The following is a 15174-nucleotide window of genomic DNA, read 5'->3' as shown; positions in this document are numbered from 1 at the left end:
GCGTTCCACCCGTGAGCAACACCGGGCCACACTCGGACCCGAAATGCTATGTGCTCCTTAGAAAGGAGGTGATCCAGCCGCACCTTCCGGTACGGCTACCTTGTTACGACTTCGTCCCAATCGCCGATCCCACCTTCGACGGCTCCCTCCCACAAGGGGTTAGGCCACCGGCTTCGGGTGTTACCGACTTTCATGACGTGACGGGCGGTGTGTACAAGGCCCGGGAACGTATTCACCGCAGCGTTGCTGATCTGCGATTACTAGCGACTCCAACTTCACGGGGTCGAGTTGCAGACCCCGATCCGAACTGAGACCGGCTTTAAGGGATTCGCTCCACCTCACGGTATCGCAGCCCTCTGTACCGGCCATTGTAGCATGTGTGAAGCCCTGGACATAAGGGGCATGATGACTTGACGTCGTCCCCACCTTCCTCCGAGTTGACCCCGGCAGTCTCCTGCAAGTCCCCGGCATAACCCGCTGGCAATACAGGACAAGGGTTGCGCTCGTTGCGGGACTTAACCCAACATCTCACGACACGAGCTGACGACAGCCATGCACCACCTGTACACCGACCACAAGGGGGCCTACATCTCTGCAGGTTTCCGGTGTATGTCAAACCCAGGTAAGGTTCTTCGCGTTGCATCGAATTAATCCACATGCTCCGCCGCTTGTGCGGGCCCCCGTCAATTCCTTTGAGTTTTAGCCTTGCGGCCGTACTCCCCAGGCGGGGTACTTAATGCGTTAGCTACGGCACGGATCCCGTGGAAGGAAACCCACACCTAGTACCCACCGTTTACGGCGTGGACTACCAGGGTATCTAATCCTGTTTGCTACCCACGCTTTCGCTTCTCAGCGTCAGTTACTTCCCAGAGACCCGCCTTCGCCACCGGTGTTCCTCCTGATATCTGCGCATTTCACCGCTACACCAGGAATTCCAGTCTCCCCTGAAGTACTCAAGTCTGCCCGTATCGCCCGCAAGCTTGGGGTTGAGCCCCAAGTTTTCACGGACGACGCGACAGACCGCCTACAAGCTCTTTACGCCCAGTAATTCCGGACAACGCTCGCACCCTACGTATTACCGCGGCTGCTGGCACGTAGTTGGCCGGTGCTTCTTCTACAGGTACCGTCACTTGCGCTTCGTCCCTGTCGAAAGAGGTTTACAACCCGAAGGCCGTCATCCCTCACGCGGCGTCGCTGCATCAGGCTTTCGCCCATTGTGCAATATTCCCCACTGCTGCCTCCCGTAGGAGTCTGGGCCGTGTCTCAGTCCCAGTGTGGCCGGTCGCCCTCTCAGGCCGGCTACCCGTCGTCGCCTTGGTAGGCCATTACCCCACCAACAAGCTGATAGGCCGCGGGCCCATCTCACACCGATAAATCTTTCCACCACCAACCATGCGATCAGTGGTCCTATCCGGTATTAGACCCAGTTTCCCAGGCTTATCCCAGAGTGCGAGGCAGATCACCCACGTGTTACTCACCCGTTCGCCGCTCGTGTACCCCGAAGGGCCTTACCGCTCGACTTGCATGTGTTAAGCACGCCGCCAGCGTTCGTCCTGAGCCAGGATCAAACTCTCCGTTGAAGACTCACAACCACACCCCCAAAGAGGCGCAATCGAAAGAAAAACGCGAGTCCGAAAACCCAGCAAAACAAAACGCCAGCAAAAAATTTGCTGACTAAATGTCCCGACCCTCACACGGGGGTGCAAGAATCGAGAACCAAATAAACATTTGGCACTGACATTCATCGACACACTATTGAGTTCTCAAAGAACACACGCACACACATCCGAACCGGATATTCTCCGGAGTTTCCGTGCGGCTGTTGGACCAGCTTAGCTCATCAAGAGCAGGTATCCAAATCCGTCAGGCGCTCAACCGTCCAACCTCGTGTCCCGGTCTCCCGGGTCGGTGTCCGTGTCGCTCTGACATGGAATAAGTTACGCGGCGGAAAACGCAACGTCAAATCGCCTGGTCAGGGAAGCAAAACCGCAGGTCAGCGCGGCCAGACCCGGACAGTGACCCGGAATCACACCGTTGTGATCCGGGCCACTTTCAAGATCATTCTCGAGGGGTGCGGCGCACGCCGGCGAAGTTGCGCTTGCCTCGACGCAGCACCAGCCACTGTCCGTGCAGGTAGTCGCCGTCGCCGGGGGTCCAGTCGAGGTCGGTGACGCGGTCGTTGTTGACCGCGGCGCCCCCCTCGTTGACGGCGCGGCGGGCCGCTCCCCTGCTCTCCGACAGCCCGGAGGCCACCAGCAGGTCGACGATGGTGTTCGCGCCGCTCGGGTCGATCTCGGCGACCGTCCCGTCCACCGCGGCCTCGCGGAGCGCCGCGGCGAGCGTCGCCTCTCCGAGCTCGCGCAGGTCGGCGCGGCCGAAGAGCGCCTGGCTCGCCAGCTGCACCCCGCGGGTCTCGGCCTCGCCGTGCACCAGCGTGGTCATCTCGGCGGCGAGCCTGCGCTGCGCCTCCCTGGCGTGCGGGCGCTCGGCGGTGGCGGTCTCCAGCTCGGCCAGCTCCTCGCGGCTCAGGAAGGTGAACCAGCGCAGGTAGCGGACGACGTCGGCGTCGGCGGTGTTCACGAAGTACTGGTACCAGGCGTAGGGGCTGGTCAGCTCGGGGTCGAGCCAGAGGCTGCCGCCACCGGTCGACTTGCCGAACTTCTTGCCGTCCGCCGAGGTGACCAGCGGGACGGTGAGCGCGTGCACCTGCTCGCCGTCCACCCGGCGGTTCAGCTCGACGCCCGCGATGATGTTGCCCCACTGGTCCGAGCCGCCGACCTGCAGTCGGCAGCCGTGGCTGCGGCGCAGCTGCAGGTAGTCGTTGGCCTGCAGCAGCATGTAGCTGAACTCGGCGTAGGAGATGCCGTCGGTGTCGAGCCGTCGCTTGACCGTCTCCCTGGCCAGCATGACGTTCACCGAGAAGTGCTTGCCGATGTCGCGCAGGAAGTCGACGACCGAGAGCGGGCCGGTCCAGTCCAGGTTGTTCACGACGGTGGCGCCGGTGGGCGAATCGTCGAGGTCGACGAAGCGCTCCAGCTGGGCGCGGATGCGCCCGGACCACTCGGCGACGGTGTCGGCCGCGTTCATGGTGCGCTCGCCGACGTCGCGCGGGTCGCCGATCAGCCCGGTCGCACCGCCGGCGAGGACGATGGGCCGGTGCCCCGCGCGCTGGAAGCGGCGCAGGGTGAGCAGCGGGACGAGGTGGCCCGCGTGCAGGCTGGCGGCGGTCGGGTCGAAGCCGGCATAGAGCGAGAGCGGCGCGTCGGCCAGGGCCGCGCGCAAGGCATCCGGATCGGTGGACTGCGCGATCAGGCCGCGCCAGGTCAGTTCGTCGATGATGTCGCTGCTCACGTGGACCGATTGTGCCGCACCGGGCGGGGGCGGGTTCCCCGAGGCCGTGCTGAGCTACGCGCGCGGGCTGCGGCGATAGGCGGAGACGGCGGGGGAATCGGGGAGCCAGAAGCGCCACGGGACGTCGGCGGCCAGGCTCACCCCGACCCGCGGCCCCGCCGCGACGGCCGCGTCCGGGAGCGGGGGGCCGAGTTCCAGCCTGATCGCGGCGCCCGGGTCGGTGAGGTCGGTGCCGTAGTCGGCCAAGCTCAGCCCGAGCGCGCTGCCCAGATTGCCCGGGCCGCGGGCCAGCGCGGCGTCGGTGCGGGCGGCCGGGCGGCGGGAGCGGGCGATGTCGAGCCCGGCGATCACCTCGCCGGAGCGGAGCAGGGTGGCGCCGGCGGTGCCGTCGGGGCCGGTGGTGACGTTCGCGCAGAAGTGCATTCCGTAGCTGAGGTAGACGTAGAGCGCGCCGGCCGGGCCGAACATGACGGCGTTGCGCGCGGTCCGGCCGCGCGCGGAGTGCGAGGCCGGGTCCGGCCACGGGCCCGCCTGGTCGCCGCCGTACGCCTCCACCTCCACGATCCGCAGCTCCACCGGGCCGGACCGGAGTGTGGCGCCGAGCAGGCGGCGGGCGGCGGTGGGCGGGTCGGTGACGAGTTCCTGCACCGGGCCGATTGTGCCGAACGGTTGTGCCGAGTCCCGATCCGGGCGTAAATTCATCACACAGTGAATTCAACACTCGATGAATAGAGGCGAGATGCCCGACTCCTCCGAACCCGCCGTCCGGATCGACGGCCTGGATGTCCGGCGTGGCGGCAGGCCGGTGCTGCACGAAATCGCGCTGACCATTCCGCGCGGGTCGATCACCGGGCTGCTCGGGCCGTCCGGCTGCGGGAAGAGCACGCTCATGCGCGCGATCGTCGGCACCCAGCTGGTGCAGGGCGGCAGCGTGACCGTGCTCGGGCGGCCCGCGGGGTCGGCGGCGCTGCGGGCCGCCGTGGGGTACGTGACCCAGGCGCCGAGCATCTACAGCGACATCAGCGTCCGGGAGAACGTCGCCTACTACGCCGCGGTCTACGGGCGCGATGCCGTCGCGGTGGACGAGGCGATCGCGGCGGTCGGGCTGGAGGAGCGCGCGGGCAACCGCGGCGACGCGCTCTCCGGCGGGCAGAAGACCAGGGTCTCGCTGGCCTGCGCGCTGGTCGCGCAGCCGGAGTTGCTGGTGCTGGACGAGCCGACCGTCGGGCTGGATCCGGTGCTTCGGGTCGAGCTGTGGAAGCAGTTCGCGGCGCTGGCCGCGGCGGGGACGACGCTGCTGGTCTCCAGCCACGTCATGGACGAGGCCGAGCACTGCGACCGGCTGCTGCTGATGCGCGAGGGCAGGTTGCTGGCCGAGCTCTCCCCCGCCGAGCTGCGCGCCCGCACCGGTGAGCAGAACCTGGAATCCGCCTTTCTGAACCTCATCACGACCGGAGTGACCGCATGAGCGCCCAGACCTTGCGTCCCTACGCCGCCACCACCGGCCGCATCCTGCGCCAGCTGCGCAACGACCGCAGGACCGTCGCCATGATCCTGGTGGTGCCCGCGGTGCTGATGGCGCTGCTGTACTTCGTCTACCAGGACGTTCCCACCCCGCCACAGGCGCAGTCGTCGCTCTTCGACCGGGTCGGGATCAGCATGCTCGGCATCCTGCCGTTCATCGTCATGTTCCTGATCACCGCCATCGCCATGCAGCGCGAGCGCAGCTCGGGCACGCTGGAGCGGCTGCTCACCACGCCGCTGCGCAAACTCGACCTGCTCGGCGGCTATGGCACCGCCTTCTCGCTCGCCGCGGCGGCGCAGGCGGGGGTGGCCTGCCTGGTGGCGTTCGTGCTGCTCGGGCTGAACGCGGCGGGCAACCCCGGCTGGGTGATGCTGATCGCGGTGCTGGACGCGGTGCTCGGGGTCGCGCTCGGGCTGCTGGCGAGCGCCTTCGCGCGCACCGAGTTCCAGGCCGTGCAGTTCATGCCGGTGGTGGTGGCGCCGCAGATCTTCCTGTGCGGGCTGCTTGTCCCGCGCGGGCAGCTGCCGGGCTGGCTGGAGGCGGTGAGCAATGTGCTGCCGCTCAGCTACGCGGTGGACGCGCTGCAGGAGGTGGCGATCCATCCGGAGCCGACCGGGAAGATGTGGCGGGATCTGACGGTCGTCGCCGCCTTCGCGGTGGTCGCGCTCGGGCTGGGTGCGGCGACGCTACGCCGCCGCACCGCGTGAGCGGCGAGACGCAGAGCCGCTCCGGGCGGCGTCCGGGCAACTCGGGGGCGCGCGCGGCGATCCTGGACGCGGCCAGGAAGCGGTTCAGTACGAACGGGTTCGACGGGACCTCGATCCGGGCCGTCGCCGGGGACGCCGGGGTGGACCCGGCGCTGGTGCACCACTACTTCGGCAGCAAGCGGCAGCTCTTCGCCGCGGTGGTGGAGCTGCCGATCGACCCCGAGGTGGTCATGCGGGTGTTCGGCGCGGCGCCGCTGGACGAACTCGGGGCGACCATGGTGCGCACGCTGCTGACGCTCTGGGATTCCGAGCTGGGCAGCGCGGCGGTCGCGGTGCTGCGCACGATGGTGGCCGGCACCGATCCGGGGCTGGCGCGCAGCTTCTTCGTCGAGGTGGCGCTGGAGCGGGTGCGGGCCAGGATCGCCACCGAGACCGACGACGGCAGCGGGCGGGTCGCGCTGGTCGCCTCGCAGATGCTCGGCGTGCTGATCACCAGGAAGGTGATCGAGCTGGAGCCGCTGGCCTCCATGCCGGTGGACGCGGTGGTGGCGGCGATCGGGCCGACCGTGCAGCGCTACCTCACCGGTGAGCTGGGCTGAGCTCAGGCATCGGTGAAGGCGGCCGCCTCGGCGGCGCTCACCGGCAGTGCCTCGTCGATGAGCAGCACCGGGATGCCGCCGTCGATCGGGTAGGCGCGGGCCAGCCGCTCGTTGTAGAGCACGGTGCCGCCGTCGGCGGTGCGCACCAGCCGGAGCGGGCCCTTGTCCTCCGGGCAGGCCAGCAGGCTCAGCAGGGTCGGGTCGAGGGTGTACTGCTCGGGCATGGGGTCAACCTACCTCGGTCCGGCGGAACGAGATGTGCCGGTGCCCGAAGAAGCTCACCACGGCGACCAGCGCCATGACCGCGACGGTGGACGGGATCTCCGGCAGCGCCAGCACGTCGACGGCGAGCGAGAGCAGGACGACATTCAGCAGCAGGCCACCGGAGTTCACCGCGACGAAGCCGAGGAAGTCGCGCAGCATTCGGCCACGCACCCGGAACACCAGGGTGCGGTGCAGGGCGAACGCCGTCGTGGTGCCGACGGCGTAGGCGAAGACCACCGAGATCGCGGCGGGCCAGGAGTCCGGCAGGAACCAGAGCCAGAAAAGGGTGAGCGCCATGCCGAAGACGGTGTTGAAGCCGCCGATCAGCGCGAAGCCGACCTCCTGGCGGCGCACCAGGCGCAGCAGGAGCCCGGGTTCGGGCTGCTCCCCCGCGGCGACCTCGACCGCAGCGGGGCCGCCGAGCGGGGCGACGGGGTGCGCCGGGCCCGGCGGCGCTGCTCGGTCCTCGCTCACGGCGCGACGTCCGCCAGCGGCCGGTCCGGCTCGCCGGCGGGGGTCGCGACAGTGTCGGGCTCGTCGCGGCGGCGGGAGCGGAGGTAACCCCACTGCAGGACGCCGAGCCCGGCCAGCCCGATGACGGCGGTGCCGATGCCGATCTTCCAGCCCGGCGGGCGCCAGGTCAGCTCCAGCTCGGCGTTCTCGGTGCCCGCGGGGACGTCGATCGCGATGAACGACTTCGCGACCGTGGTGATCGGGATGTCCCTGCCGTTCAGCGTCGCGCGGTACCCGGGCCAGCCGAGCCTCGCGAAGGTGACCTTGCCGCCCGCCGCCGAGCTGACCCGGACCCGGCTGGTGGTGTCGGTCTCGCCGAGCGAGGTCGCGGTGACGCCCGCGCTGTTCGAGATCCGCCCGTTCACGGTGGAGATCAGGCCGTTCTCCCGCTCCAGCACCCAGATGTAGCGGGCATTGCCGGGGTAGTCGACCCACTTCCAGCCCTCGGGAGCCGGGTTCAGCCCGGCGTCGGGGAAGAGCGCCTTCTGCAGGGTGACCCGGTCGACGTTCATCAGGTCGACCAGGGGGCGGCCGGTGCTCGGCTCGGGCGCGAACATGCGGCGGTAGGCGTCCGGGCAGACGCTGCCGTCCCAGCGCATGCAGAGCAGCTCGCCGAAGTAGAAGTGGCCGCTCGGGGTGTAGCCGTTGACGTAGTCGAGCTCGACGGCGCGGGCGTAGTTGCCGAACACCAGCGAGCCGTAGGCGCCGTCGACGCTCTTGTCCTGCGGTTGCAGCAGGCCGCGGTCACCGAGCTGCAGGGTGGTGCCGGGGAAGTCGGGGAAGGATTTCTGCGCGTCCGAGCGGTGGGCGGGCAGATTCCACGCCATCGGCGTCGGCTGCGCGGCGTCCACCTGGAAGTAGGCGATGGGGAACATGGCGAGCAGCGTCAGCGCGCCGGCGAACGCGGTGCCGCGGGTGCGGCCCAGGTAGACCACGCCCGCGCCGAGCGCGAGCAGCGCGGCGGCGGCGAGCAGGTGCCAGACCACCCGCGCCGGGTCGGCGGAGAACGAGCGCACCAGCAGCGCGAAGACAAGCACGGCGGCGGCGATCGCGCGCGGCCGCCACTCGCGGACCGTGCCGAAGCGGCCGATCAGCACGCAGACCAGCACGAGCAGCCCGATGGCGAGCATCGGCAGCACCCGGACCGGCCAGCGCAGCGGCCCCACCGAGCCGGGGCCCGCGGTCCACATGAGCATCATGATCGCGAAGAGCGCCACCGCGCTGAGCTCGCGCCAGGCGCCGCGCGCCTTCGTCCAGTCGATGAAGGCCAGCGCCGGGATCAGGAACCAGGCGATGTAGGTGACCGGCATCGGGTGCACGTAGCTCCACCAGGAGGTGAAGGCGGGCAGCGCGCTGGGCAGGCTGGCGTTCAGCGACTCCGACCAGGGCACGGTGAGGAACTGGTCGTTGATGATCTGCGCGGTGCCGCGCCAGGTGACCTTGGCCGAGAGCATGCTCGGCAGGAAGGCGATCAGCCCGGCCAGCCCGGCGCAGGCGGCGACCGCGGTGAGCCGGGCGATCGGCTGCCAGCGCCGCTGGTAGACCAGCTCGCCGACGGCGACCGCGGCCAGCATGAGCACCGCCTCGACCGCCGGGAAGATGTACTGCGTGGTGATCGTCAGGTAGAGGAAGACGAAGACCGGGATCGGGCCGCCGATGCCGCGGGTGTAGCGCACCGACGAGGCCCAGGCGTGCACCAGCCAGGCGGTGCCGGTGAGCGCCGTCATCCAGCTGGCCTGGTCGAAGAAGAGGAAGAAGCCGGAGAGCGGGAAGGCGACGCCCGCCACCGCCGACCACACCGGCCGCGCGCCGTAGACCAGCGCGATCCGGTAGACACCGAGCGCGGCGATGATCGCGAAGACCAGCTTGACCACGGTGGCGTACACCGCGACGTTGTCGATCGAGGGCGCGATCAGGTCGATCAGCAGCTGCGGCGGGTTGAACAGCCCCGCGTCGTCCATCGTGTTGTTCCCGGCCATCCACTGCTCGGGCACCATCACCGGGAAGACGCCGTCCCGCAGCGAACGGCCGAGCCCGACCCAGAGCGCGGTGTACTGCGATTCGGTGTCGTCGGTGTAGTAATGCCTGGCATTGGCCAGCAGGACGGCGGCATAGCCCGCGATCACACCGAGGATGGTGACGAGGCCCCACCGGTACACATTCCGGCGCGGCTCCGGTACTGCACTGTCGGTCACGAGTTCCAGACCATACCGTGCGCCGGTGGCGCGGCAACCGCCCGAAGGCGGCCCGCACGGGCGCGGGGACCGTTACCGCACCGTGTTAGAGTTCCGGACGTCTCGGGTCCGCCTCCCCCGCCGGGGAGTTGCCGGCACGCACCGTTGTCGAAAGTCGATCCAGCTGATGCCGATTCCCTCCGCTCGTTCCCCCCGTCCGGTCGAGGCCGCGCCGCACGGCGAGCTCGCCCGGCCCGGCGTCGACCGGCCGCACTCGATCTCCGTGGTCGTCCCGGTCTACCGGGGTGAGGACACCATCGGGGCGCTGGTCGCGGAGCTGGACCGGCTCGCCGCGGCGGACACCACCCCCGGCGGCGCGCTCTTCGTCGTCGACGAGATCCTGCTGGTGCACGACCACGGCCCGGACCGCTCCGACGTGGTGCTGCAGGAGCTGGAGCGGCGCTACCCCCAGGTGCGCCCGATCTGGCTGAGCCGCAACTACGGGCAGGACGCCGCCACCATCGCCGGAATGGCAGCCGCCCGCGGCGACTGGATCGTCACCATGGACGAGGACGGCCAGCACGACCCGGCCTTCGTCCCCGCCTTCCTGGACGCGGCGCTCGGCGAGCGCGCCGACCTGGTCTACTCCAAGCCGAGCAACACCCGGCCGCACGGCTTCCTGCGCAACCTGACCTCGCGCGGCGCCAAGCTGGTGCTCGCCACGCTCTTCGCCTTCCCCGACTCCACCCGGTTCGAGAGCTTCCGGCTGATCCGCGGCGACATCGGCCGCAGCCTCGCCGACGTCGCCTCCAACGGCGCCTACCTGGACGTCGCGCTCTCCTGGGTGGTCGGCGCGGTGGCGCAGGTGCCGGTGGTGCTGCGCGCCGAGGGCCGCGAGGACTCCGGTTACAACTACCGCAGGCTCTTCTCGCTGTTCTGGAAGATGGTGCTGTGCAGCGGAACCCGCGGGCTGCGGCTGGTCAGCCTGCTCGGGGTGACGCTGGCGCTGGCCGGTGTGGTGGTCGCCGGCGTCGTGGTCTGGGAGGCGATGACCACCGAGGACTGGGCGCCGGAGGGCTGGGCGTCGATGATCGTGGTGGTGCTGCTCTGCTCCGGGGCGACGCTCTTCTCGCTCGGGCTGATCGCCGAGTACCTCGGGGTCGCGCTGCACATCCTGGTCGGCAAGCCGCTGTACCTGACCGTGCGCTCGCCCATCCCCCGGCTCGACCGTGCCGGGGAGACCATCACGACCAGGGAGGTCGAGCAGGTTGAGCACTGAGCGCATCCTTTTCAGCCGCCCGCACCGCGCGCAGCGCGAACTCGCCAACCTGGAGGCGGTGCTCGGCTCCGACCACAGCCACGGCGACGGGCCCTTCACCGCGGCGGCCACCGCCAAGCTGAAGGCGATCACCGAGGCGCCGCACGCGCTGCTCACCACCTCCTGCACCTCGGCGCTGGAGATGGCCGGGCTACTGCTCGAGCTGGGCCCGGACGACGAGGTGATCGTCCCGAGCTTCGCCTTCACCTCCACCGCGACCTCGATGGCGCTGCGCGGGGCCACCTGCGTCTTCGCCGACATCGATCCGGCGACCGGCAACCTCGACCCGGCCGCGGTCGCGCGGGTGGTCACCCCGCGCACCAAGGCCGTCGTCGTCATCCACTACGGCGGCGTCGCGGCGGACATGGAGGGGCTGCTCGAGCTCGCGGCCGCGCACGGCTTCGCGGTGGTCGAGGACAACGCGCACGGCCTCGGCGGGCGCTGGCGCGGCAGGCCGCTCGGCACCCTGGGCACGCTCGGCACGCTGAGCTTCCACGACACCAAGAACGTGCACTGCGGCGAGGGCGGCGCGCTGCTGCTCCGGGACGAGATCCTGATGGCGCGCGCCGAGATCATCCGGGAGAAGGGCACCGACCGGGCCCGGTTCCTGCGCGGCGCGGTGGACAAGTACTCCTGGCAGGACATCGGCTCCAGCTACCTGCCGAGCGAGCTGAACGCCGCCGTGCTCGATGCCCAGCTCGACGAGTTCGACCTGATCCAGACCGGCAGGCACCGGGTGTGGCACGCCTACGCCACCGCGCTGCCGGAGTGGGCGCGGCGCAACGACATCCGGCTCATGACGGTGCCGGAGGACCGGGCGCACACCGCGCACCTCTACTACCTGCGGGCCCCCTCCGAGCAGCTGCGCGACGACCTGATCCGGCACCTCGCCGGGCTCGGCGTCTCCGCGCCGTTCCACTACGTGCCGCTGGACTCCAGCCCGGCCGGGCTCAAGCTCGGCCGCACGCCGGTGCCGTGCGCGCACAGCGCGGAGTTCTCCGCGACGGTGCTGCGGCTGCCGCTCTGGCCGGATCTCACCGACGAGCAGGTCGCCAGGGTGATCGACGCGGTGACCGCGTTCACGGTCTGACGAGCTCGACGCGGGCGCCGCTGCTCCGGCCGCCCCCCGGGCGGAGCAGCTACGGCTCGAGGACGTAGAGCTTCTCCCGGCCGCCCGCGATCAGCGTCTGCTTGACGACCCGGTCGGCGTAGCGGCCGAGCTGCGCGTCCAGCGTCTCCTCGGTGTAGCGGTTCGCCTTGGCGCCGTCGCCCGCGTCGGTGTAGCGCTTGCCGAGCGCGGCCAGCAGCCTGTTGTCGCTGCTGGCCATGTTGCGCACCGGCTCGGCGAGCACCACCCGGTCGCGGGCGGCGGCGAGCATGCGGTCGACGACCGGCGACGCGTCGGGCAGGAAGTGGTAGAGGCTGGCGTGCATCAGCACCACATCGGCGGCGGGCAGCGGGGCGCCGTCGCCCAGATTCCAGACGTCGGCGCGGCCCCCGGCCTTGCGCACGTCGGCGACGAAGCGCTCGTTCAGGTCGAGCCCGTGGTAATCCACCTCCCGGTCGCGCAGGTACCGGGTGTAGAGCGTGGACGGGCCGCAGCACAGGTCGAGCACCGAGGCGCCGTGCGGAATCTCGGCCGCGACGGCACGGAACCGGTCCGGGTAGTGCCGCCCGTACAGGGCGCGCATCAGAACGCCGTAGACCATGCCGTTGCGGTAGATGAGGCTGGTGCTCACGGGCCCCGACTATGCCATCCCCGGATCCGCTCGCGCACGCCGGGTTTCGCCATCATCCGGGCAGCCGCCCCGCCTCGGCCTCGGTGAGCACCTCGTAGCTCTCGGACTCCCGGTCGTAGTACCAGGTGTCCGGCCCCGGCCTCGGCGGCATTGTCTCCCGGACCGCCCGCGTGGACGGCCGGAAGGTGGCGCTGCGCGGGATCTCCGGGACCACGTGCACGATGTCGGGGCGCTGGTCCGGGTCGAGCGCGCGCAGCGCCTCGGTGACGTCCTTGGGCTCCAGCCGGTACCCGTCGCGCACGCTCACCGCCGCCACCGCCAGGCAGTGCCCGCCGTCCGGCAGGCCGTAGGCGACCTCCATGTCCACCGCGCCGATGTCGTTCAGCACGTCGACGATGGGCTGCGAGTAGATCGGGCCGCGCTTGCCGTGGATCACCGTGTCGCGGCGGTCCATGAGCCAGTAGTCGCCGTCGGAATCGCGGCGGAACAGGTTCTCGGTCGGCATCCAGGAGTCGCCGCGCGCGAAGACACCGCGCAGCCCGCCGGTGGAGAGGTCGACGCTGTCCGCGGCCTTGCCGATGAGCAGCCCGACCTCGTTGTCCGCGCAGCGCCTGCCGTAGCCGGACTCGTCGACCAGGACCTCCTCCGCGATCGGGTCGTAGGCGACCAGCTCGACCCTGGCCGTGCCCGGCACCGGCCTGCCCTTGCAGCCGTGCTTGACGCCGCTGACGTTGGCGAGCACCACCTCGCCCTCGATCGAGGCGTAGAACTCCAGCACCCGGGCCGGCTCGAACTGCTCGACCGTGCGCCGCCACAGCCCGGCGGGCATGCCGGAGCCGATGAAGAGCCGGATCGGGTGCCGATGCCCCTTCGGGAACACCTCGGCGTCCAGGATGTCGCGCATCATCGTCCAGGTGTAGGTGACCACCGTGACGCCGTAGCGGTGTACCTCCTCGCCGAACCGGTGCGGGTCGAGCGAGCGGGCCAGCGCGATCCGGCTGCCGCCGGCGATGGCGCCGCCCAGGCTGACCAGCAGCCCGGACGAGTGGTGCAGCGGCGCCAGGCAGTACACCGTGTCCCGGCGATCCAGGTCGGCCGAGGTCGCGGTGCCGAAGGCGGAGAGCGCCCAGCGGTGGTTGGTGATGTACTTCGTCTCCAGCCGATCGCCGGTACCGATCACCAGCACGAAGGCCACCTCGCGGGCCAGCCCCGGGTCCGGGGTGTACCAGCCGGGCAGCGGGACGGCGGCCGGGTCGATCTGCTCCAGGTCGGTGACGTCGCCACCGGCCGGAATCTCCAGCTCGCGGTCGGCGCCGCCGCCGAGCACGAGCACGCGCGCCCCGGTGGCGGCGGCCTGGCGCAGGTTCTCCGGATCGCTCACCACGGTGCGCACCCCGGTCACCGCGAGCGCGCGCTTCAGCTCACCGCCCGGCGCGAGCAGCACCGCGACCGCGCCGAGCCGGGAGAGCGCGGCGACGGTGGCCAGCGCGCTCGGCCTGGTCTCCATGATCACGCCGATCCGATTGGCCGGGCGGACGCCCGCCGAGATCAGCCCGCGGACCACATTGTCGATCCTGGCGTTCACCGCCTCGTTGGTGTGCACCCGGTCGTCGAAGAGGAAGAGGTCGCGGTTCGGCGCCCGGTTCGCCTGCTCGGCGAGCAGCCTGCCCAGCGAGATCCTGGTGTGCGGCTGGATGGTGCCGAGCCGGGTGAGCCGGGGCAGCGCCCGCGCGGCCTCGCCGACCAGCTCCACCGAGCCCTTCATCGCCCCCGACGCCAGATTCTCCAGCGCCTTGCCGAGCCCGGTGCCCGCCTCCACCAGCGAACCGGCGGTGTGGATGGCGCGGGCCGCCGCCGAGCGCGGCGCGTTCGACGCCACGTACTCCGACATCGGCGCGATGTCGGGCGGCAGGGTGCGCTCGCGGTCGAGCCAGTCGATCCACTGGCGCACCAGCGGCCAGGTGCGGTTGCTCGCGGTCGAGCCTGCGACCAGGCCGAAGTGCCCGGCCAGCAGCGTCGCCTCGTAGACGTCGGCGTGCGGGGCGGCGCGCACGATGCCGCGCACCGCGCCGGGCTGGCCGATGTCGTCCACCTCGCCGACGAAGGCGAGGATCGGGCAGCGGAGCTCGGCCAGCGAGACCGGGTGGTCGCGGATCACGAAACCGCCGGACATCATCCGGTTGTGCGCCACGAACTGCTTGAGCAGGTCGGCCGCTGCGGGTCCGGCGTAGCCGACCCAGCCCTCGCTGTTCAGGAAGCGGCGCTGCCGCTCCTTGGGCAGCAGCGCCTCGCGGTCGTGCAGCTGGCGCAGGAAATCGATCCGCGACTTGGCGGTCTTCACTGGGTCGAGCAGCTGGAAGCCGATGCGCACCATGGAGTCGGTGATCGGCAGCCGGTTCAGCACATGGTCGGCGACGAAGTCGGCGGCCTCGGAGACCATGCCGTACGGCAGCCCGAACGGCATGCCGTTGACGATGTCGACCGGGCTGCCGAAGGTCACGATGCTCTCGACGCCCTTGCCGTAGCGGTAGGCGGTGGTCTGGTAGGCGAACATGCCGCCCTGCGAGTACCCCATCAGGTGCACGTCGCTGCCGGTGGCCTCGGTGACGGTGTCGATGGCGCTGCTGATCGCCAGGATGTGGTCGGCCAGGTCGCGCTGCCAGCCGCCCTCCTCGGTGGCGGGCGAGCCGAAGTCGACCACCCAGCAGTCCACGCCGCCGCGGTTCAGGATCCCGACCGCCCCGTTCTCGGCGCCCACGTCCCAGATGTCGGCGTTGACCATGAGCGGCGGCACCAGCAGCGCCACCGGGCGGCCCGCCGCGGCCTCGTCCGGGAAGTAGTGCCTGAGCCGGTACATGCGTCTGCGCTCGACCACCTCGAAGGGCGACGACTCCACATCGTGCGTCAGCCCGCCGAAGCGGATCACCTCGAGCCCGTTCTGTGCCGTCGCCATCAGACGCTGCACCGAACCGGCGATTCCCTGC

At 70.2% G+C, this 15174-nt stretch carries 12 protein-coding genes and 1 rRNA gene; 5 read left to right on the top strand and 8 right to left on the bottom strand.

The window, feature by feature from the left end:
* Nucleotides 1-61: 61 nt before the first annotated feature.
* The 3 genes from LTT61_RS27785 to LTT61_RS27775 form a co-directional block, all read right to left on the bottom strand.
* Nucleotides 62-1580: ribosomal RNA gene (locus LTT61_RS27785) — 16S ribosomal RNA — on the bottom strand.
* Nucleotides 1581-2058: 478 nt separating this feature from the next.
* Nucleotides 2059-3351 carry a tyrosine--tRNA ligase gene (gene tyrS, locus LTT61_RS27780; protein ID WP_233016960.1) on the bottom strand — a complete coding sequence of 431 codons (1293 nt, stop codon included), beginning with the start codon at nucleotides 3349-3351 and terminating at the stop codon, nucleotides 2059-2061.
* Nucleotides 3352-3405: 54 nt separating this feature from the next.
* The gene (locus LTT61_RS27775; protein WP_233021231.1) at nucleotides 3406-4053 is read right to left on the bottom strand and encodes a DNA-3-methyladenine glycosylase; all 648 of its coding nucleotides are present in this window, start codon (nucleotides 4051-4053) and stop codon (nucleotides 3406-3408) included.
* Between the two features lie 37 nt (nucleotides 4054-4090).
* Between LTT61_RS27775 and LTT61_RS27770 the strand changes: the two genes are divergently transcribed.
* From LTT61_RS27770 to LTT61_RS27760, 3 genes are read left to right on the top strand one after another with little or no spacing between them, the layout of a single operon-like run.
* The gene (locus LTT61_RS27770) at nucleotides 4091-4819 is read left to right on the top strand and encodes an ABC transporter ATP-binding protein (protein WP_233016959.1); all 729 of its coding nucleotides are present in this window, start codon (nucleotides 4091-4093) and stop codon (nucleotides 4817-4819) included.
* Complete coding sequence (locus LTT61_RS27765) at nucleotides 4816-5583, top strand: ABC transporter permease (protein ID WP_233016958.1); 768 nt, start codon at nucleotides 4816-4818, stop codon at nucleotides 5581-5583. The genes LTT61_RS27770 and LTT61_RS27765 overlap by 4 nt, the downstream gene beginning before the upstream one ends.
* Nucleotides 5580-6182: a TetR family transcriptional regulator gene (locus LTT61_RS27760; RefSeq protein WP_233016957.1), complete on the top strand. Its 603-nt coding sequence runs from the start codon at nucleotides 5580-5582 to the stop codon at nucleotides 6180-6182. The genes LTT61_RS27765 and LTT61_RS27760 overlap by 4 nt, the downstream gene beginning before the upstream one ends.
* Before the next feature lie 2 nt (nucleotides 6183-6184).
* Here LTT61_RS27760 and LTT61_RS27755 read toward each other — a convergent pair whose 3' ends face one another.
* The 3 genes from LTT61_RS27755 to LTT61_RS27745 are packed head-to-tail and all read right to left on the bottom strand — an operon-like array spanning nucleotide 6185 to nucleotide 9118.
* On the bottom strand, nucleotides 6185-6406 hold the full coding sequence (locus LTT61_RS27755) for a Trm112 family protein (RefSeq protein ID WP_233016956.1): 222 nt from the start codon (nucleotides 6404-6406) through the stop codon (nucleotides 6185-6187).
* Between the two features lie 4 nt (nucleotides 6407-6410).
* Nucleotides 6411-6920, bottom strand: a complete 510-nt coding sequence (locus LTT61_RS27750) for a GtrA family protein (protein WP_233016955.1) — start codon at nucleotides 6918-6920, stop codon at nucleotides 6411-6413.
* Complete coding sequence (locus LTT61_RS27745) at nucleotides 6917-9118, bottom strand: hypothetical protein (protein ID WP_233021230.1); 2202 nt, start codon at nucleotides 9116-9118, stop codon at nucleotides 6917-6919. Before LTT61_RS27745 ends, LTT61_RS27750 begins: the two co-directional genes overlap by 4 nt.
* Nucleotides 9119-9320: 202 nt before the next feature.
* Here LTT61_RS27745 and LTT61_RS27740 point away from each other — a divergent pair, with 202 nt between their 5' ends.
* Both LTT61_RS27740 and rffA read left to right on the top strand, forming a co-directional pair.
* On the top strand, nucleotides 9321-10412 hold the full coding sequence (locus LTT61_RS27740; protein WP_233016954.1) for a glycosyltransferase: 1092 nt from the start codon (nucleotides 9321-9323) through the stop codon (nucleotides 10410-10412).
* Complete coding sequence (rffA, locus tag LTT61_RS27735; RefSeq protein ID WP_233016953.1) at nucleotides 10402-11541, top strand: dTDP-4-amino-4,6-dideoxygalactose transaminase; 1140 nt, start codon at nucleotides 10402-10404, stop codon at nucleotides 11539-11541. Before LTT61_RS27740 ends, rffA begins: the two co-directional genes overlap by 11 nt.
* Before the next feature lie 49 nt (nucleotides 11542-11590).
* Here rffA and LTT61_RS27730 read toward each other — a convergent pair whose 3' ends face one another.
* Together LTT61_RS27730 and LTT61_RS27725 are read right to left on the bottom strand one after the other, a co-directional pair.
* On the bottom strand, nucleotides 11591-12190 hold the full coding sequence (locus LTT61_RS27730) for a class I SAM-dependent methyltransferase (RefSeq protein WP_233016952.1): 600 nt from the start codon (nucleotides 12188-12190) through the stop codon (nucleotides 11591-11593).
* 52 nt (nucleotides 12191-12242) lie between these two features.
* Nucleotides 12243-15143, bottom strand: a complete 2901-nt coding sequence (locus LTT61_RS27725; RefSeq protein WP_233021229.1) for an AMP-binding protein — start codon at nucleotides 15141-15143, stop codon at nucleotides 12243-12245.
* Between the last annotated feature and the right edge of the window lie 31 nt (nucleotides 15144-15174).

Origin of the sequence: Nocardia asteroides (assembly GCF_021183625.1) — a bacterium.
Classification (GTDB): Bacteria; Actinomycetota; Actinomycetes; order Mycobacteriales; family Mycobacteriaceae; genus Nocardia; species Nocardia asteroides_A.
Note: the sequence above shows the minus strand (reverse complement) of the source record. Positions and strands in the feature narration are given on the sequence as shown.

Bases quoted from the DNA above. Each gene is read 5' to 3' on its own strand.
- LTT61_RS27755 (WP_233016956.1), bottom strand. From the start codon at position 6,406: ATGCCCGAGCAGTACACCCTCGACCCGACCCTGCTGAGCCTGCTGGCC.
- LTT61_RS27770 (WP_233016959.1), top strand. From the start codon at position 4,091: ATGCCCGACTCCTCCGAACCCGCCGTCCGGATCGACGGCCTGGATGTC.
- LTT61_RS27725 (WP_233021229.1), bottom strand. From the start codon at position 15,143: ATGGCGACGGCACAGAACGGGCTCGAGGTGATCCGCTTCGGCGGGCTG.
- LTT61_RS27740 (WP_233016954.1), top strand. From the start codon at position 9,321: ATGCCGATTCCCTCCGCTCGTTCCCCCCGTCCGGTCGAGGCCGCGCCG.
- LTT61_RS27775 (WP_233021231.1), bottom strand. From the start codon at position 4,053: ATGAATTTACGCCCGGATCGGGACTCGGCACAACCGTTCGGCACAATC.
- LTT61_RS27765 (WP_233016958.1), top strand. From the start codon at position 4,816: ATGAGCGCCCAGACCTTGCGTCCCTACGCCGCCACCACCGGCCGCATC.